This window comes from Corynebacterium sp. CCUG 65737, from assembly GCF_024454115.1.
Lineage (GTDB): Bacteria > Actinomycetota > Actinomycetes > Mycobacteriales > Mycobacteriaceae > Corynebacterium > Corynebacterium genitalium.
In genome coordinates this window covers 1-19,877 of record NZ_JAGPZB010000016.1, presented here as the reverse complement: position 1 = coordinate 19,877, position 19,877 = coordinate 1, and the positions used below count along the sequence as shown (strand labels likewise).

Genomic DNA, 19,877 nt, shown 5'->3' with positions numbered 1-19,877 from the left:
CACGGGCAAAAATAATGCAGTCAAAGTATTCCAGTAGCCGCGTGTGTCCGGAGGAAAACGGAGATTTTCACCCAGTTTCATTAAAGGATGAGCAGCGCACCTGCCAGTTCTGCCGGTGTCCGGCCCCTGATCTAGACTTGCTGCCCATGACCCCTGCTGACCTCGCCGCGACTGTCCGCGCCATTACTACCGAAACGCTCGATGCCCACGGGCTTGATTCCTCCGTCGTCCCGGAGACGGTCACCGTCGAGAGGCCCCGCAACCCGGAGCACGGCGATTACGCCACCAATGTCGCACTTCAGGTGGCCAAGAAAGCAGGGACGAACCCGCGGGAGCTCGCCGGCTGGCTTATCGACGCTCTTGTCGCCCTCCCCGAGATCGATTCCGCAGATGTTGCCGGCCCCGGCTTCATTAATCTGCGCCTTGGGGCTGCTGCCACCGGTGGCATTGTGGCCGACATCCTGGCGAAGGGGGAGGCCTACGGCAGCTCGGACATCTACGACGGGGAGAAAATCAACCTGGAGTTCGTCTCCGCCAACCCGACTGGCCCGATCCACCTGGGCGGCACCCGATGGGCAGCCGTCGGTGACTCGTTGGGCCGTGTGCTGGAATTCTCCGGCGCGGAGGTGACCCGCGAGTACTACTTCAACGACCACGGCGGCCAGATCGACCGCTTTGCCCGCTCCCTGGTAGCTGCAGCCAAGAATGAGCCGACCCCCGAGGACGGTTATGGCGGGGAGTACATCGCCGACATTGCCAGCGCGGTTGTCGCGGAGAACCCGGGCATCCTGGAGGGCGATGCAGCGGTAGTGCAAGAAGCTTTTCGGCGCGAGGGCGTCGAGAAGATGTTCGCGCAGATCAAACAGTCCCAGCACGACTTCGGCACCGACTTCGATGTCTTCTTCCACGAGAACTCCCTGTTCGAGTCCGGAGCTGTGGACCGTGCGATCCAGACGCTGAAGGACAACGGCAACCTCTATGAAAACGATGGAGCGTGGTGGCTGCGCTCGACCGACTTCGGCGATGACAAAGACCGCGTCGTGCTCAAGTCCGACGGTGATGCCGCATACATAGCTGGCGACATCGCGTATGTAGCAGACAAGTTCGACCGCGGACACACTCTGGCCATCTACATGCTGGGTGCGGACCACCACGGTTACATCGCCCGCCTGCGCGCAGCAGCCCAGGCGCTGGGCTACAACCCGGAGTCAGTCGAGGTCCTCATCGGCCAAATGGTCAACCTGGTCCGCGACGGCCAACCGGTGAAGATGTCCAAGCGCGCCGGGACCGTGATCACCCTCGACGACTTGGTGGATGTCATTGGCGTGGATGCCGCGCGTTATTCGATGGTGCGCTCCTCGGTCGACTCCACTCTGGACATCGACCTGGACCTGTGGGAGAAGCAGTCCAATGACAACCCCGTTTACTACGTGCAGTACGGCCACACGCGCCTGGCGTCGATCGCACGTAAGGCTGCCGAGGCCGGTGTCGTCCTCGCAAGCTCGGACGACAATGAAGAGGTTGATCTGTCCTTGCTCACCCACGAGAAGGAAGGCGACCTGATTCGTACGCTGGGCGAGTTCCCTGCCGTCGTCAAGGCAGCGGCTGAGCTGCGCGAACCGCACCGTATCGCACGCTACGCCGAGGAACTGGCCAGCGTCTTCCACAAGTTCTATGACGCCTGCCAGATCCTGCCCAAGGCAGGGGAGGACCCGCAGCCGATTCACGCCGCACGTCTCACGCTCGCCTCGGCCTCGCGCCAGGTGCTGGCCAATGCTCTGCGCCTGCTCGGCGTGACCGCTCCGGAGAGGATGTAGACCGATGCTCGATCCCGTTCTGAACACTGCCAATTTGTCGCGCGATGACCTGTTGCGCATGCGCCACAATGAGGCCGGGTGCTTCAACGACCTGCCCGCCCACGTGTGGCCACGAGGCGCGCAGCGGCTTGATAACGGTACAGTCACCGTCGCCGGCGTGCCGCTGCCGGACATTGCGGCTGAGTACGGCACCCCTGTGATGGTTGTCGACGAGGATGATTTCCGGTCCCGCTGCCGCGACATGGTTCGCGCTTACGGCAAAGCGGAAAACGTGCACTACGCCTCCAAGGCATTCCTGACCACTCACATTGCCCGCTGGGTCAACGAGGAGGGACTGTCGCTCGACGTAGCGAGCGAGAACGAGCTCCTCATCGCCCTGCACGCGGGATTCCCGGCAGAGCGCATCACCGTGCACGGCAACAACAAACCCGATTCGTTCCTGCGCCGCTGTGTGCGCGAAGGCGTCGGCGAAGTGGTCATCGACTCCCACCAGGAGCTCGAGGAGCTTGAGCGCATCGCCGGTGAGGAAGGCACGGTGCAGGACGTGTTCATCCGCGTCAAACCCGGTGTGGAGGCGCATACGCACGAGTTCATCGCCACCAGCCACGAAGACCAGAAGTTCGGTTTGTCGCTGGTATCTGGCTCCGCCTACCGCGCCGCCGTGGCCGCCCGTGAGGCTGGCAACGTCCGGCTGACCGGTCTGCACTGCCACGTCGGTTCCCAGGTGTTTGACGCAGAGGGCTTCAAGCTCGCCGCCGCGCGTGTACTGGGGCTATACGCGCAGATCTACCGCGAGCTGGGCCTGGAGCTCGGCTACCTCGACCTCGGCGGCGGGTACGGCATCGCCTACACCAACGAGGAGCAGCCGCTCGCCGTCGATGATGTGGCGAAAGACTTGCTCAAAGCCGTAGCCGAGAAGGCGGACGAGCTTGGCATCACCCCGCCGGAGGTCATTGTGGAGCCGGGCCGCGCCATTGCCGGCCCCGCTGCTGTGACTGTGTACTCGGTGGGCACGGTCAAGGACGTGCACGTGACTGATGAGGCCACGCGCCGCTACATCGCCGTCGACGGCGGCATGAGCGACAACATCCGCACCGCCCTGTACGGCGCGGATTATGACGCACGCGTGGTCAACCGCCTCACTGGCGGCACTCCGCAGGCCACCCGCATGGTCGGCGCCCACTGCGAGTCCGGCGACATCCTCATCAACAACGCCTTGTGGCCGGACGATATCGCCCGCGGTGACCTCATCGCACTCGCCGCGACGGGTGCCTACTGCTATTCCATGGCATCGAACTACAACTGCTTCGGCCGGCCGGCCGTCGTCAGCGTCAAAGATGGCGTAGTCACTCCGATGGTGCGTAGGGAGACGGTAGAGGACATCCTCGCTCGAGAGGTTTTGTAGACTCGAGAACCATGACTGCACAGACCACTCACAGCGCTGAGGGACACAACGGTAATTACCCGGGCAAGGGCATCGGCCAGCCGGTCGGTGTCGCTGTTCTGGGAATGGGCACGGTGGGCACTGAGGTGCTTCGCCTGATTAGCGAGTTCTCCTCCAATCTGGAGCAGCGCATCGGTGGCCCCATTGATGTCCGTGGTGTCGCAGTGTCTGACTTGGGCAAGCGCCGCGAGGTGCTCGACCTCTTCCCGGATATCACGCTCACTGATAATGCGCTGGAGCTGATTGACCGCGACGACGTCGATGTCGTGGTTGAGGTCATCGGCGGCATCGAGTACCCGCGACAGCTGGTGCTCGCCGCGCTCAAGGCCGGCAAGTCCGTGGTCACGGCGAACAAGGCGCTCATCGCGGCGCACGCCGACGAGCTTTCCGACGCCGCTAATGAGGCCGGCGTCGACCTTTACTACGAAGCAGCCGTCGCTGCCGCTATCCCCGTCGTGGGCATGCTGCGCCGCTCGCTTGCCGGCGACCAGATCCAGCGCATCTCCGGCATTGTCAACGGCACGACCAACTACGTCCTCGACGCGATGGCGTCGACCGGTATGAGCTACGACGAGGCGCTGGCGGAAGCCACCCGCCTGGGGTACGCCGAGGCGGACCCGACCGCCGACGTCGAAGGCCACGATGCCGCCTCCAAGGCCGCCATCTTGGCATCGATGGGCTTCCACTCCCGCGTGACCTACGACGACGTGCACGCGGAGGGCATCACCAACATCACTGCCGAGGACATCGAAGCAGCTAAGGACGCCGGCTTCACAATCAAACTGCTGGCGATCTGCGAGCGGCTTTTCGACGATGCCGGCAACACCACCTCCGTCGCCGCCCGCGTCCACCCGACGCTGGTGCCGAACGAGCACCCACTGGCGAGCGTCGACAAGTCCTACAACGCTGTCTTCGTTGAGGCCGAAGCCGCTGGCCGTCTCATGTTCTACGGTAACGGCGCGGGTGGCGCGCCCACCGCGTCCGCTGTGCTCGGTGACCTTGTCGGCGCTGCCCGCAACAAGATTCACGGCGGCCGTGCCCCGGCGGACAACCCCTACGCGCACTACCCGGTGGCAGACTTCGGCGATGTGCCGACGCGCTACCACATCGACATGTCGGTCGTGGACCGCACAGGTGTCCTTGCGGATATTTCTCGCCGCTTCGCTGATGCAGGCATTTCCATTTCGGCTGTTCGTCAGGAAGAGCACGGTGATGCGTCGCGTCTGATCGTCGTCACGCACATGTCGATTGAGCGCAAGCTTGCGGCGATCGTCGAAGAACTGGCCACGCTTGACGACGTCAAGGTTGTCAACTCCGTCATCCGCCTCGACGCCGACGCTGCCGAGTAGTCATGAGCACCGATCTTGAGGTGGGCTTGCGTGCTCGCGTGACCGTGCCCGGTAGCTCGGCAAACCTGGGTCCCGGCTTTGACACTCTCGGGTTGGCTTTGGGGATCTACGACACCGTCGAGGTGGAAGTAACCTTTTCCGGTCTTGAGGTGGAGATCTTCGGCGAAGGCGCAGACGACTTGCCCCGCGATAACTCCCACCTGGTAGTCAAGGCGATTCGCCAGGGGTTGAAGGCCGCTGATGTCGACGCGCCCGGGTTGAAGGTGACCTGCACGAACAATATTCCGCAGTCGCGCGGGCTTGGTTCGTCTGCCTCGGCGGCTGTGGCTGGTGTGGTTGCCGCCAATACTCTCGCCGGCGACGTGCTGGACACCGAGGAAATCGTCCAGATCAGCTCCTCGTTTGAGGGGCACCCGGATAACGCCGCGGCCAGTGTGTTGGGCCAGGCCGTGGTGAGCTGGACCGACATCCCTGTCGATGGTGTATCGCATCCCGTCTACCGCGCCGTTCAGCTTCCAGTCCACCCTGACATCAAGGCGACTGCGCTGGTCCCGAGCTTCCACGCGTCCACCAACGCGGTGCGCAAAGTGCTCCCGTCGCATGTCACCCATACGGATGCGCGGTTCAACGTTTCCCGTACCGCCGTGATGACGGTGGCGGTCCAGCACCACCCGGAGCTGCTGTGGGAAGGCACCCGCGACCGCCTCCACCAGCCCTACCGCGCCGACGTTCTGCCGGTCACGGCTGAGTGGGTCAACCGTCTGCGCAACCGCGGTTACGCCGCGTACCTGTCCGGCGCCGGTCCGACCGCTATGGTGCTCCACCGCGACCCGATCGACCCGAAAATTATCGAGTCCGCGAAGTCGGACGGTTTGCGCGTCCTCGACCTCGAGATCGCCGGGCCGGTCACGGCCGAGTTCTCCCGAGCGTAGGCGCGCAGGGCCGCGTGGGCCCGCAGGGTCCGCGTAGGCTGCGGAAAAGTTGACATCCGCGATCCGGCCTAAACGGCCAACAACTCTCTGACCTGCGTGGACAGTTCTAGGCGGAAATTCGGTTTGTCAACTTTTCCGCACCGGCTGCGCGCACCGGCCGCACGGGCTTCGTGCACGGATCGAAAAACCCGGGAATGCCAAAGGGCCGAGGGCATCACGCCCTTGGCCCTTTACTCATGCCCGACCCATGAACGGGGGCGAGCAGCTTTAGTGCTCAGCCACGTACTTGACCGGCTCCGGCAGGCCGCGGTCCTCGCGGACGCGACGGGAGATGGACTCGAGGGAAACGAGCGCATCGACGACCAGTTCTGGGGTGACCGGGAATGGCATGTTGTGGATGGTCTCGTCCTCGGCGGTGGCGGCCTTGGCCACTGCCTCGAGCTCTTCGGTGTCGTCGGGGGAGAGGCCGACTTCGGTCAGGGAGTTCGGCAGGCCCACCTTGGTGGTGAAGGCGATGAAGTCCTCGATCTCCTCGGCATCAGCGCCCTCCATGATGAGCTGGGCGCAGGTGCCCACGTTGACCTTCTGGCCGTGGGTGAGACCGTGGGTCTGATCGGCCGCGGTCAGGCCGTCGTGGATGGCGTGCGCTGCGGCGAGACCGCCGGACTCGAAGCCCAGGCCGGAGAGCAGGGTGTTGGCTTCGACGACTGCGTCGAGGGCGGGGGTGACCACGCCAGCTTTGACGGAGTCGATTGCTGCGAAAGAGTGCTCCCAGAGAATGTCCCAGCACAGTTTTGCCAATGCGCCACCAGCGCGGGTCGGGTGGCCGCCGTTCATGGTGGTGCCGTTGCCGCGGGCGGCGGCGCGGGCCTCGACCCAGGTGGCCAGTGCGTCGCCGATGCCGGCGATGAGGAATTCCACGGGTGCGCCAGCAACGATCTGGGTATCGATGAGAACGAGGTCCGGGTTCTTCGGGTAGAAGCGGTACTCGTCGAAGGCGCCGTCCTCGGTGTAGATCACGGCCAGTGTCGAGGTCGGTGCGTCGGAAGATGCGGCGGTGGGAACGGATGCCCACTTGATGTCGGCCAGGTAGCCGGCGGCCTTCGCGGCGTCGATAGCGGAACCGCCGCCGACACCGACGATGATGTCGTGATTGTTCTCTTTGATCTTTTCGGTCAGTTCGTCGACCGCCTTGGCGGTGGCGAAACGCTTGAACCCGACGCGGGTCAGCGGCAGGTCTGCTTCTTTGAAGCCGTCGGTGAGCTGCTTTTCGACGATGCCCCACACCGTGTCGTCAGAGACGAGCAGCGGGTTATCGCCGAGCTTTTTCAGGTGGGTGCCCAGTTCGTGGATGGCACCTTTACCTTGGATGTAGCGGGATGGGCTGGAGAAAATATCCGGTGTAGTAGCCATGCCTCCACGCTACGCCGGCTTATAAGGTTGTGTTTTCGGATTGTTCAGAACTTGCCGCACTGCGGGTTCCCGGCCCAGGTAGAGCGATAATGTCGAATTCGTCACGTGAGAGGTGGCCGCGTAGATCCACCTTGTCGAATTTGCCCACCGAGGTCTTGTCGATGGAGCCCACGAACGTCCAGTACTCCGGCGCCATCCACGTCGGCAGCTCTTGGTGGAGTTCCTTGCGAAGCTTCTTGGCCAAGTCGACGGACGGGGTCACGTCGGCGTGCAGGACTGTCACTGCCAAGGGGCGCTCGCCCCATTTCTTGTCGGGGTAGCCGATGACGGCGCATTCGACGACTTCGTCGGCCTCCATGATGAGGTTTTCCAACTGGGCGGAGTAGATCCACTCGCCACCGGAGCGGATGACGTCGCGGGAGCGGTCATAGAGCGTCATGAATCCGTCGGAAGTCACCGTGCCCACGTCGCCGGTGCGCATCCAGCCGTCTGCGGTGAAGTGCTCCTCCTCGTCGTTGGCGTCTTTACCGCGGAAGGACTGTGCCCGCTCAAGCGCCTCCGGGTTGGCGGGCTGGTAGTAGGAGGCGGCGACCATGTTGCCGCGGACCTGGATTTCACCGTTGTTGCGGTCGGTGCGGGAAACGATCTTTCCTTCGTTGACCACTCGGTATTCCAGCCAGGGGGCGAAGCGGCCCTGGGAAATGCGGTAGGCCCAGCGGCGCTCGCCACCGACACCTGACGGTGGGCGGGCTACCGTGCCCACAGTGGAGGTTTCGGTCATGCCCCAGACGTGAATGACGTCCACACCGTAGCGCTCCTCCCACACCTTGATCAGCGCGGGCGGGGCAGGGGAGCCGCCCACGAAGAGCTCAGTCAAGGACATGCGCTCCGGCGGGTTGTGCAGGTAGTGGACCATGAGCTGGATCCACAGGGTGGGCACGCCGTGGGCGACACGCGGGTGGGTGCCGGCGATGAGCTTCGCCAATGTCGGCGCGGACACGTCCGAGTCAGGCAAGACCAGGGGAGTGCCGGCCAGGAACGCGGTGAACGGCACGCTCCAGCTGAGTACGTGGTAGATCGGGATGCAGCACAGGAAGGACTCACCGTTCGCGATCCCCATCGAGTCGGTCGACCGAAGACTGGTAGCGGTCAGCCAGATAGAACGGTGCGAGTAGGCGATGCCTTTCGGGGCGCCGGATGTCGCCGTCGAATAGCAAATAGCTGCCGCGGTGTTCTCGGGGAGTGAGGGCCAGGTGTAGATGGTGGACGAGCCGTCGAGAAGCGCCTCGTATGCGTGCACCTCGACCCCGTCGAGTTCGGGGATGTCGCCCAAGCCAGTGAAGCAGACCGCGCGCACCGTCGGGCACGACGGCAAAATGCGCCCCAACTTGCCTGCCAAACGCGGGTCGGCGACGATGACTTCTATCTCGGAGTGGTTGATGATGTAGGCGATCTGATCCTCGAGAAGCTGCAGGTTGAGCGGCACGAACACCGAGCCTTTCGCGGCAACGGAGTACATCACTTCGAGGTGCTCAGCGCAGTTGTACATCAGCGTGCCTACGCGCTGATCCCCGTCAATGCCCAGCTTGTCTTCCAACGCGTGCGCGAACGCAGCGGCGCGTGCTCCAATGAGCTCGAAGGTCGTTTCCTCCGCTTCGCCTGAGCGCCATGTGGTCACCTTGGTGCCACCGTGCACGGACGCTCCAAAGTCGAGGATCCGTCCGATGGAAAAAGGCACTTCCTGCATCGTGGAGAGCATGTTGTACACTCTAGCGCGACCACGTTGCCCGATTGTGGTGGGCGTGAGTTACACTAAACGGCAGATCGCGACCCGAGCGGCATTTTCTGCGCTCCCCATACCGCCATTTTTTGGCCGTGCGTCCGATCAATCCTTTTCTGGGCTGTCACTTCAAAGTGCGCCTTCAAATGCTTATCGACGTTTGAAGCCCCCGGAAAAACGAGCCACGTCCACACCGCGTGATGCGACGCGGTGAACAATAAGACGAAAGGACATCCGTGACCGATACGGACAACGCAGCGGGCCAGGACCGCCAAGACCTTGCTTCGCTGAAGCTGCCTGAGCTACGCAAGATCGCTGCTGACAAAGGCCTTCGGGGGACCTCCGCCCTGCGCAAGGGCGAACTGATTGAAGCCATCACCACCGGCACCGTGCCGCAGCGCGCCAAGCAGCGCGCTTCCGAGCAGGCAGCCGCAGAGGCATCCGGTGAGCAGCCGACCGGGCGGAACGAGCAGAACGAGCAGAACAACCCGGAGCAGGGGGAGAAGTCTGGCTCCGAAAAGTCTGGTTCTGACAACGATGGCGCAGATTCCGATGAGCAGCGCTACGAATCCCGCTCCGCAGCGCGCCGTGCACGCCGCAACCGCGCCAAGCACGAGCACCGTGCCGAGCAGCGCGGCGACCGCAACGACCAGCAGGACGAGCAGCAGTCCGACGATCACGGCCAGCGTGACAACCGCGACAACGGTGATAACCGCGACAACCGCGACAATCGTGACAACCGTGACAATCAGGGCGGCAACAACCGCCAGAACAATAACCGCGATAACAACCGCGACGGTGAGGGTGGCGGCCGCCGGGGCCGCCGCAACCGCCGGAACCGCCGAAACCGCGACGGTAACAACAACCAGGGCGGCGGCAACAACAACCAGGACTTCGATCCGGAGGATCTGCAGGAGATCGCGGGTATCGTCGACATCGTCGACAACAATGCCGCGTTTGTCCGCACCACGGGTTACCGCGCCAGCCAGGCTGATGTCTTCATCAACAACAACCTGGTCCGCCGCTGCGGCCTGCGCTCGGGCGACGCTGTGATCGGTCAGGTCCGGGCTAACGGCCAAGGCCACACGCACGGTTCTGGCCGTAACCGCCAGCGCTACAACCAGCTGGTGCGCGTGGACACGGTCAACGGAATGGAAGTGGACGATGCGAAGCAGCGTGCTGAGTTCCACAAGCTCACCCCGCTGTACCCGAACCAGCGTCTGCGCCTTGAGACGGAGCCGAACATCCTGACCACCCGCGTGATCGACCTGGTCATGCCGATTGGTAAGGGGCAGCGCGCCTTGATCGTGTCCCCGCCGAAGGCCGGTAAGACGACGATTCTGCAGAACATCGCGAACGCGATCGCGCACAACAACCCTGAGTGCTACCTCATGGTCGTGCTTGTGGATGAGCGCCCGGAGGAAGTCACGGACATGCAGCGCTCCGTCAAGGGCGAGGTCATCGCATCGACCTTCGACCGTCCGCCAAGCGAGCACACCGCTGTCGCCGAGCTGGCCATTGAGCGTGCAAAGCGTCTGGTGGAGATGGGCCAGGACGTTGTGGTCCTGCTGGATTCCATCACCCGCCTGGGCCGCGCGTACAACAACTCGTCGCCGGCGTCGGGCCGCATCCTCTCTGGTGGTGTGGACTCCAACGCGCTCTACCCGCCGAAGCGGTTCCTGGGTGCAGCGCGCAACATCGAGGACGGCGGATCGCTGACCATCATCGCTACCGCCATGGTGGAGACCGGGTCCGCTGGTGACACCGTGATCTTCGAGGAGTTCAAGGGCACCGGCAACGCTGAGCTCAAGCTCGACCGCAAGATCGCCGAGCGCCGCGTGTTCCCAGCGGTCGATGTCAACCCGTCCGGCACCCGCAAGGACGAGCTGCTGCTCGCACCGGAGGAAGCGCGCGTCATGCACAAGCTGCGCCGCATTCTTTCTGCGCTGGACCCGCAAGCGGCGATCGACCTTATGATCAAGCAGCTGAAGAAGACGAAGAACAACGGCGAGTTCCTCGTCGGCGTGGCGCAGTCCGCGCCGATGGCCGCCGACACGGAAACCGAGGAGTACCAGTAAATGGCAGCTAACACGCAGGTTTCGCTTGTCGACGACTACGTTTCCGAATACCAGGGCATCCAGGCCCAAATGGGTGACCCGGACGTTGTCGGCGACCAGGATCTCTTCCGCAAGCTGTCGAAGCGCTACGCGCAGCTCCAGCCGATTATCAACGTCAATAACGAGCTGACGCAGGCCCGCGAGGACCTTGAGGCAGCTCAAGAGATGGCGGCCGAGGACAAGGAGTTCGCCGAGGAGGCCACGCGCCTTGAGGGCGAGATTGTCCGCCTCGAAGAGGAGCTGGCTGATCTGCTCGCGCCCCGCGACGAGCATGACGCCGATGACGTGATCATGGAGATCAAGGCCGGCGCCGGCGGCGAGGAAGCCGCGTTGTTCGCTGGCGATCTGGCGCGCATGTACCAGAAGTACGCGGAAAAAGCTGGTTTGTCCTGGGACGTTTTAGACCTGTCCGAGTCCGATCTCGGCGGCGTCAAAGACATGACTGTCGCCGTGAAGGCGAAGAACCCCTCCCGCGACGGTGCATGGTCGATGCTGAAGTTCGAAGGCGGTGTCCACCGCGTGCAGCGTATTCCGGTGACGGAGTCGCAGGGACGCATTCAGACGTCGGCAGCCGGCGTGCTGGTGTACCCGGAGCCGGAAGAGGTCGAAGCCGTCGACATCGACGAGAAGGACCTCCGCGTTGACGTTTACCGTTCTTCCGGTAAGGGCGGCCAGGGAGTCAACACGACTGACTCCGCTGTGCGCATCACCCACCTGCCCACGGGCATTGTGGTGACGTGCCAGAAGGAGCGTTCCCAGATCCAGAACCGCGCTCGCGCGATGCAGGTGCTCCAGGCCCGTTTGGATCAGCTTGAGCGTGAGAAGGCGGAAGCTGAGGCGGCAGAAGGTCGCGCATCCCAGGTCCGCACCATGGACCGGTCTGAGCGCATACGCACCTACAACTGGCCGGAGAACCGCATCTCGGACCACCGCATCAACTACAAGTCGAACAACTTGGACGCGGTGCTCGACGGCAATATGGACGACATCATCACCGCGCTGCAGACCCACGAGCGCCAGGAGCGCCTCGAAGCAGAGCAGTAAGGAGACGCAAGGTGCGCTGGAACTCGTCAGAGCTCGCCAATGCAGTGTCGGCAGCTGAGCGCAGGTTCACCGAGGCAGGGGTCGCGTCGCCGTCCTACGATGCGCGGTTCATTGCCGCATCGCTTCTCGACGTATCCAGCCACATCTCCTTACCATTCACCTCTCCCACGGAGATCCTCGACGGGTTCTTCGCCCGATTCGAGGAAGCCGTTTCGCGCCGAGAGAAACGTGAGCCGCTGCAGCACATCATCGGCACCGCACCGTTCGGGATCCATGATCTGAAAGTGGGCCCAGGGGTGTTCATTCCGCGGCCTGAAACTGAAGTCCTCGCCGAATGGGCGGTGGCGGCGTTCGCGGAGTACCTCGACAGTCTCTCCGACGATGAGATTGACGCCCCTGATTTTCAGCCGGTCGTCGTAGATTTAGGTACCGGCTCGGGTGCGTTGGCAATCTATATTGCGCAACGTGTCGATGCGGATTTGGTCATCGGAGTGGAGAAGTCTCCCGTAGCGCTTGCGGCTGCCCGAGTCAACGCAGACGAGCATGGTGGTCGCGGTGCTGAGATCCAGATCATCTCCGGTGACATGACCGACCCGCACTTGCTGGAGGAGTACTCCGGCAAGGTCGGCCTTGTGGTGGCGAACCCGCCGTACGTGCCGTTTGAAATCGAAGAGTCCGGCGCTTTGCAGCCGGAGATCTATCACGACCCTCCTGAAGCCGTCTTCTCTGGTGCTGACGGAATGGACGCTATCCGGGGTCTCATCCCCGTGGCGGCGCGTTTATTGGCACCGGGGGGAAAGCTCGGGATTGAGCATGACGACTCGACGGCGGGCCGCACGCGTGAGCTCGTCGATAAGCACGGGGCGTTTGAGCGCGTCGAGAACCTTGCGGACTTAACCGGCAGGGATCGGTTTGTCACGGCGAGTAAACTACGAGAAATCGACTAGAAGGGATTCGCACATGCCGAGCAGAGTCTACGACTGCCTCGACCCGCAGGGCCGGAAGGAAGGCATTGAGGCCGCGACGAACGCTGTGCGCGCGGGGCAGTGCGTGGTCATTCCTACCGACACGGTCTACGGCATCGGTGCCGACGCCTTCAATCCGGATGCCTGCGCGAAACTGCTGGCCACCAAGCGCCGCGGACCGGACATGCCGGTGCCTGTGCTTGTCGGGTCGTGGACCACGATTCAGGGCCTCGTGCGCGAGTTCACCGACACCGCGAAGACCCTTGTGGAAGCTTTCTGGCCCGGTGGCCTATCCATCGTTGTGCCGGAAGCGCCCTCCTTGCCGTGGAACCTGGGCGACACGCGCGGCACTGTGCTGCTGCGCATGCCGCTTCAACCAGTCGCAATCGAGTTGCTGCGCGAGACCGGCCCCATGGCGGTGTCCAGTGCGAACATTTCCGGTGAAGCACCGCCCGTGACAGCGCTGGGTGCGCGCAACCAGTTCGGCGAAGCTGTTCAGGTCTACTTGGACGGCGGCAAGGCAGAGGTGGGGGAGCCGTCCACCATCATCGACATCTCAGGGCCGAGCCCAATCATTCTGCGCGAAGGCGCGATCTCGCCGGAACGCATCGGCGGGGTTCTGGGAATGACGCCTGAACAACTCCGGCGGAAAGACCGCTAAATGTCAGGCGCTGGCGTCCCGCTCCGCGAGCTGGGTCTGGTGATCCTCGTGGCCGCGGTGATCACCTACCTGGCTACAGGCCCCGTGCGCTCCATGCTCGTACGCACCGGGCGAGTCGCCGAGATCCGCGAGCGCGACGTGCACACCCAACCCACTCCGAGCCTCGGGGGAGTGGCGATGTTCACCGGTTTCTTGTCCGCGGTATTCCTGGCCATGCAGCTGCCAGCTCTGACCCGCGGATTCGCTCCGGTCACGCCGGAGATGACGGCTGTGGTCATCGGTGCATTCCTCATCGTCGTGGTAGGCGTCATCGATGACCTATACGAGCTCGCGGCTTTGCCGAAGTTCGCCGGCCAGGTGCTCGCCGCCGTGACCATGGCGGTATTGGGGCTGTCGTTCAATGTCATCTACTTGCCTTTCGACGGTGGGACCACGCTCATCCTTGACCAGACGCAAGGCATCATTGTGTCCACGCTAATCACTGTGACTTTGATCAATGCCTTCAACTTTGTCGACGGCATCGACGGCCTCTCCGCTGGGCTGGGGCTCATCGCCGGGGCAGCGATTCTGGTGTTCTCCTTGACTGTCCTGCACGACCAAGGCGGCGCCGTGTCCGCATACCCGCCGGCAATCATCTGTGCCGGTCTCGTAGGCATCTGCGGCGGCATTCTTCCGCACAACTTTGAACCTGCCCGGATCTTCATGGGGGACACCGGAGCAATGCTCATCGGCCTGCTGTTGGCAGCAGCGTCGATCTCTGCGTCCGGCAAGATCAACATGTCTCTGTATGGCACCGCGGACTTCGTGGCGCTGATCAGCCCGTTCATTGTCGTCGTGGCCGCGATTGCGCTACCTGTCATCGACCTAGTCATGGCCGTGATCCGCCGCGTATCTCAAGGGAAGAGCCCTTTCTCGGCGGACCGGCAGCACATTCACCACCGACTCCTCGCCCTCGGCCACACCCACCGGCGCACTGTTCTTGTCCTGTATATGTGGGTGACTGCTATCGCGTTCGGTACCGTGAGCTTCTCCATCGTGCCTGCGCGCTACGCGGCGGCATTCACGGCAATCGCGCTCGTGCTAGCAATCGCGGCGACCTCAGTGCCGTGGATGCGAGGAAAGATCGGCCCGCAAACTGAGAGATAGTGCGCCCGAGGGACCTGCATCTTATCAATAACTGGCATTCGCCTAAGGTTCTTCCAAGCAGTTTTAATGATTTGGAGGTATCTTGTGGACATGCAAGGTCCCTCGATGCTCAATGAGTTGATAAACGCAACATTAAACTGCTTTAATAGGCACTCCTTAAATGAAGTCTAAGAGCTGAATAATTGATGTATCAGGTAGCAGTCATCCGTTACGGTTCAGCGTTTCCTAGCTTGAAGTCAACTGTGATGCCTACTGCTGCCGATCGAAACTTGCACTAGGAGGTTTGCGGTGCATACAGAGGACAATCGGACATCGGACGAGTTCGATGATCCGTCACTAGCTATCTACGGTGTCGAGGAAGTCCCTGAACCCAGGACATTGGTCGACATCTTTATGGAAACTGTCAATCAGTTTCCAGATGCCCCGGCACTGTCCGGTTCAGATGGAACGCTGACATACCGGGAGCTTGCCGAGCGAATCGATGAACAGGTCGAGATTCTTGCAAGCTACGGAATCGGGGTCGGTGATCGAATTGGAATCCGCGTGCCGTCGGGAACGACCGACCTCTACGTGGCAATTCTGGCAACCATTTGTGCCGGGGCTGCTTACGTGCCTGTGGACTGGGATGACCCAGATTCACGCGCCACGACTGTGTGGGAAGAAGCCAATGTTGCGGCGGTGTACGGCGCGCGCCTGATGCTCACCATGCACCGTGAAGTCGGCGCACAGGTAGAACCCGGACGCCCGGGTCTCAGCGATGACGCATGGATCATCTTCACCTCCGGTTCCACCGGTAAACCGAAAGGCGTTGCGGTGAGCCACCGCTCTGCAGCTGCCCTGGTTGACGCAGAAGCCCGGATGTACCTTGTGGATGCTCCGCTTGGACCGCAAGATCGCGTCATGGCCGGACTGTCCGTTGCCTTCGACGCCTCGTGCGAGGAAATGTGGCTGGCATGGCGCTACGGTGCGACCCTGGTCGCTGCTCCGCGCGACATTGTCCGCTCGGCAGACGCCCTGGGGCAGTGGATCACTGAGCACGAAATCACTGCGGTGTCTACTGTGCCTACGCTCGCGTCCTTCTGGCCCACCGAGTCCCTCAGCGCGGTTCGCCTCCTCATTTTCGGTGGAGAGGCACTACCCAAGGAACTTGTGAACCGCCTTGTCGCGCCTGGGCGGGAATTGTGGAACACCTACGGGCCGACCGAAACGACAGTCATCTGTTCGGGCCACAAGATGGAACGACTTGAAAACGATGAACCGGTCCGCATCGGCCGAGCTACACCCGGCTGGGAACTCGCGGTGATCGATCCTGAGACCGAGCAGCCGGTCGAGTGGGGACAATCGGGCGAGCTGGTTGTCGCGGGAGTCGGCCTTGGTAGGTACCTCGACCCTGCTAAGGACGCAGAGAAGTATGCTCCCATCCCTGCCCTTGGGTGGGACCGTGCGTACCGCACAGGAGATCTTGTCGTCGCCGAGCGAGACGGATTGATCTTCGCCGGGCGCACCGATGATCAGATCAAGTTCGGTGGTCGACGAATGGAGCTCGGTGAGATTGACCGAGCCCTGGCCAGCACGCCGGGCATTTCGGCTGCCGCGGCCGCGAAAAAGACTACTGCGGCCGGATCGGACATCATCGTCGGCTACGTCGTTGCTGAGGGTGAGCTTGACCTCCAGGAGGTTCGCGCTCACCTTTCCACAGTGCTGCCGGGCGGCATCGCACCGTCGATCTGCGTCATGGATTCGCTCCCGATGAAAACGTCGGGAAAGGTGGACAGGGGTGCCTTGCCATGGCCGCTGCCAGACTCCGGAGAAGTGACCGCTGGATTGTCCCCCGAGCTGCACTGGCTCGCCGGCAAGTGGGCAGACCAACTGGGTCCTGTTCCGCTCGAAGCAGACGCCAACTTCTTTGAGCATGGCGGGTCGTCGGTCGCGTTGGCCAAGCTCGCCGTCGACTTGCGTGCGGACTACCCGGCGCTCGATATCGGTGCGTTATACGACAACCCGACTCTCGAGGACATGGCCGCCTACCTTGACACCCTCAATGCGACGCTGGAACCTCGGCCGACACCGAAGAAGATTCCCTGGTGGACGGGTATCTTCCAGTTCCTTTGGGTGTGCGGAATCTACCTTGTCAACGCGGCGCGCTACGTGGTCGGTGCGTTACTGGTCGTATGGGCCCTCGACGTATTCCTGGATGCCCCGTGGGTCCCGGCACTTCCTTTCTGGCCGCTGCTCATTGGCTGGATCGTGCTGTTCTCACTACCTGGCAAGGTGGCACAAGCCACGCTTGTCTCACGTTTGCTCACCATTGGTATTCGTCCAGGCGAGTACCTCCGCGGCGGGTGGACGCACATGCGAGTGTGGGCTGCCGAGCGGTACGTCACGTACTTGAAGCTCGAGACGCTTCTGGGCACTCCGATGGCTCCGCTGTTCTTCCGTCTCTTGGGTAATTCGGTCGGACGCGACGGAGAACTGGCGACCATGCCTCCTGTCACCGGTTTGGCCACAATCGGCGACCGAGTGTCGCTGGAACAAGAGGTCGATATCTCGGGCCACTGGATTGAAGGGGACACGTTCATCCTTGGCAGCATCGATATCGAAGATGGGGTCCGTGTCGGCCTTCGCACCTTTGTCACGCCTAACTCCCGCATCGGCGCCAACGCCGAAATCCTCTCGGGCTCGTGTGTTTCCGGTGAGGTCGCTCCGGGTCGCCTTTACGGTGGATCACCACTGGCAGACCGCGGCGAAGCCGGATTGACGTGGCCGGAGCTTGCTCCGGAGGAAGCTGCAGGTCGCGGTTCCGTGACACTGGCGAATCGTTTCGAGCGCGCCATGTTCTTCGGTGCAGGAATGGCGTGGATGACGCTGCTGCCCGTACTAGCAAGTTTGCCTGGCATCTTGCTGATCTATCCGACAGTGTGGTCCCGCGACCGGTACCAAGATGTGTTTCCGATTCTCGCAGCATGGACACCAGTCTTCATTCTTCTGGTCATGGTGACGTGGCTCGCTTTGGTCGTGCTCAGTGTGCGGTTCTGCTCTGCGTTCATCCAGCCCGGGTACTTCCCGCAGCGAAGCACTACTGGCTGGGCGGTGTGGATGACCCACACTCTCCTGCAGAAGACATTGACCTCCACCTACTTCATGTACGCAGGGTGGTTGACCCCGGCATTCCTGCGCATCCTTGGTGCTCGTGTTGGCGAGGACACCGAAATCTCCACCGTCGAGACCATTCCGCACCTGACCTCCATCGGCGACCGGTGCTTCCTTGCCGACCACTCACTGTGTAGTGCTGCACGACAGGGCAACGGATGGGTGCACCTCGGAACGACGGTGGTGAGCGACGGCTCCTTCGTCGGTAATTCCGGAATTGTCGGTGCTGATCACGATCTTCCCGAAGACGCTCTCATCGCAGTGTTGTCTTCTTCCCCTTACCGGCCGGGCCGAGGCACCTCGTGGCTCGGACGTTCCATCCGTGAGATCCCGCGCGCCCATGTCGAAGCCGACGTGGCTCACACGTTCAAACCCCCGCGTTATCTCAAGGTGGCCCGCGCAGTCGTCGAGGCGTTCCGTATCGTGCCGATCTTGGTGACGGCCTACCTCGATCTGTTCATCGTGTGGGTGCTGACCGAGATCTACATGCGTGCAGGTATGGGTCAGGCAGGGTTCAACGCCGTTTTGTTGTGGGTGTTCCCGGTTGTGCTCGCCGCCGGAATCATTGCAAGTATTGTTCCCATCGTCGCGAAGTGGCTGCTGGTCGGACGGTTCAAACCAGGCGACCACACCCTGTTCTCCACATTCGTGTGGCGCGGCGAGCTCGTCGATAACTTCGCCGAATTGCTCGCTATCCCGTCTTTGATCCGGATGTCGCTGGGTTCCCCTATGCACAACTGGTGGCTGCGCATGATGGGTTGCCACATTGGCAAGGACGTTTGGTGCGAATCATGGTGGCTGCCTGAATTCGACTTGATTAGGCTCGGCGACCGTTCCACGGTGAACCGCGGAACCGTGTTGCAGACCCACCTGTTCCACGACAGAGTGATGGCCTTGGAGACCGTCGAGTTGGGCATGGGAGCCACCCTCGGCCCGAACAGCTTCATGTTGCCAGGATCGTCTCTGGGCGATCGAACCACGATTGAGCCGGGCTCTCTCGTTTTGCGGAACGACGGGATCCCCGCAGATACTGTGTGGTCCGGCAATCCGGTCGCCCACGTGGAAGCGCCAACAGACGAAGCGCCGGCAGACGATCAATCAGGCAAGGTCAGTCACTCAGATGCGCACTATTCCGCCGTTTGATGCAGTTGATGAAGTAGGAAAACAGCAGTATGTCATCATCAGTGAATCCCTCAACTGAGGAATCCGTAGCTCGTCCCACCCCAGGACCAGCGGGAGTCCGGCCCATTTGGGATGGACAAAAGGAGACGCTACCTCCACCGGAGGATGGTCCGAGCCCCGAAGTTTTGGGGCCGTCCAGGGTACGTTGGACCTCTGATCGGGCGTTCGGGCCCAGTGGCAACCCGAAGCGCATCGTCGGCCTCGATGTCGCGCGCGGGTTCGCGCTGCTTGGCATGATCGCGGTGCACATTCTGCCCGCGTACAGCCCCTATACGGGGCGGCCGACCGTGGTCTGGCAGCTCCTAGCGGGTAATGCCGCTGCGCTGTTCGCTCTCTTGGCGGGAATCTCCGTAGCGCTGATTACTGGCGCGAATAACCCGCATCAGGGCCGGCGGATGACGCGTAGCAGGGTTTCCCTTGTTACCCGTGCGATCCTGATCTTGCTGTTGGGCTTGGCCATCAGCGAGCTGCCCCTGCGTGTCTTCAACATCTTGCCGTACTACGGTCTGATGTTCTTGGTAGCGGTGTTGCTCACCGGGATGCGGATCCGCAGTCTCTTGATCACCGCCGGAGGCTTCATCGTTCTCGGGCCGCTCGCGATTTTCGCGTTGAACTCCTTCGTTGATTACAAGGGCCCCGCAAACCCGAACTTCACGTCCTTGTTCACGCAGCCAGTAGAAACCCTTCTGACACTCCTTGCCGGAGGCACTTATCCCGTGATCACGTGGATGGCCTACATCTGCGTCGGCATGGCGCTAGGACGGATGAACCTGCGCTGGTTGCTGACTGAGGCGCGGCTCATTCGGGCCTGACCCCCGGAAAGTGGACACGTCGGGGGTTATCTATGCTGCTTGGGTCAGTGTAGCTGATGTGAGTG

Annotated in this window: 13 protein-coding genes; 11 read left to right on the top strand and 2 right to left on the bottom strand. The window is 62.4% G+C overall.

Translation table 11 applies throughout. The annotated features are described in order from the left end of the window. Positions 1-146 precede the first annotated feature (146 nt). Genes argS through thrB form a run of 4 tightly spaced genes read left to right on the top strand, consistent with a single transcriptional unit; the run spans position 147 to position 5,542 of the window. A complete protein-coding gene (gene argS / locus KBX17_RS10370) occupies positions 147-1,817 on the top strand; it encodes an arginine--tRNA ligase (RefSeq protein WP_256019742.1) in 1,671 nt (556 codons plus the stop codon). A 58-nt stretch (positions 1,818-1,875) separates the two neighbouring features. Further along, the gene (lysA, locus tag KBX17_RS10365; protein ID WP_256019769.1) at positions 1,876-3,222 is read left to right on the top strand and encodes a diaminopimelate decarboxylase; all 1,347 of its coding nucleotides are present in this window, start codon (positions 1,876-1,878) and stop codon (positions 3,220-3,222) included. Between the two features lie 11 nt (positions 3,223-3,233). Beyond that, the gene (locus KBX17_RS10360; protein WP_256019740.1) at positions 3,234-4,610 is read left to right on the top strand and encodes a homoserine dehydrogenase; all 1,377 of its coding nucleotides are present in this window, start codon (positions 3,234-3,236) and stop codon (positions 4,608-4,610) included. A 2-nt stretch (positions 4,611-4,612) separates the two neighbouring features. Further along, positions 4,613-5,542, top strand: a complete 930-nt coding sequence (thrB, locus tag KBX17_RS10355; protein WP_256019739.1) for a homoserine kinase — start codon at positions 4,613-4,615, stop codon at positions 5,540-5,542. A gap of 267 nt (positions 5,543-5,809) precedes the next feature. On the opposite strand, the gene KBX17_RS10350 is transcribed toward thrB, so the two are convergent. Continuing rightward, positions 5,810-6,955 (bottom strand): glycerol dehydrogenase, encoded by a 1,146-nt coding sequence (locus KBX17_RS10350; RefSeq protein ID WP_256019737.1) that lies wholly within the window; start codon positions 6,953-6,955, stop codon positions 5,810-5,812. A 19-nt stretch (positions 6,956-6,974) separates the two neighbouring features. Next, positions 6,975-8,714 carry a long-chain fatty-acid--CoA ligase gene (locus tag KBX17_RS10345; RefSeq protein ID WP_256019735.1) on the bottom strand — a complete coding sequence of 580 codons (1,740 nt, stop codon included), beginning with the start codon at positions 8,712-8,714 and terminating at the stop codon, positions 6,975-6,977. Between the two features lie 257 nt (positions 8,715-8,971). Between KBX17_RS10345 and rho the strand changes: the two genes are divergently transcribed. From rho to KBX17_RS10310, 7 genes are all read left to right on the top strand, one after another. Further along, positions 8,972-10,813 (top strand): transcription termination factor Rho, encoded by a 1,842-nt coding sequence (gene rho, locus KBX17_RS10340; protein WP_256019733.1) that lies wholly within the window; start codon positions 8,972-8,974, stop codon positions 10,811-10,813. Further along, positions 10,814-11,896 (top strand): peptide chain release factor 1, encoded by a 1,083-nt coding sequence (gene prfA, locus KBX17_RS10335; protein WP_005290571.1) that lies wholly within the window; start codon positions 10,814-10,816, stop codon positions 11,894-11,896. It abuts the gene before it with no gap. Between the two features lie 11 nt (positions 11,897-11,907). After that, the gene (locus tag KBX17_RS10330) at positions 11,908-12,843 is read left to right on the top strand and encodes a HemK/PrmC family methyltransferase (RefSeq protein ID WP_256002866.1); all 936 of its coding nucleotides are present in this window, start codon (positions 11,908-11,910) and stop codon (positions 12,841-12,843) included. Positions 12,844-12,856: 13 nt separating this feature from the next. Then, the gene (locus KBX17_RS10325; RefSeq protein WP_255995955.1) at positions 12,857-13,522 is read left to right on the top strand and encodes an L-threonylcarbamoyladenylate synthase; all 666 of its coding nucleotides are present in this window, start codon (positions 12,857-12,859) and stop codon (positions 13,520-13,522) included. After that, on the top strand, positions 13,523-14,668 hold the full coding sequence (locus KBX17_RS10320) for an MraY family glycosyltransferase (RefSeq protein ID WP_256019732.1): 1,146 nt from the start codon (positions 13,523-13,525) through the stop codon (positions 14,666-14,668). 288 nt (positions 14,669-14,956) lie between these two features. Continuing rightward, positions 14,957-18,961, top strand: a complete 4,005-nt coding sequence (locus KBX17_RS10315) for a Pls/PosA family non-ribosomal peptide synthetase (protein WP_256019729.1) — start codon at positions 14,957-14,959, stop codon at positions 18,959-18,961. Between the two features lie 164 nt (positions 18,962-19,125). After that, the gene (locus KBX17_RS10310) at positions 19,126-19,812 is read left to right on the top strand and encodes a heparan-alpha-glucosaminide N-acetyltransferase domain-containing protein (RefSeq protein WP_256019728.1); all 687 of its coding nucleotides are present in this window, start codon (positions 19,126-19,128) and stop codon (positions 19,810-19,812) included. Positions 19,813-19,877: the final 65 nt, after the last annotated feature.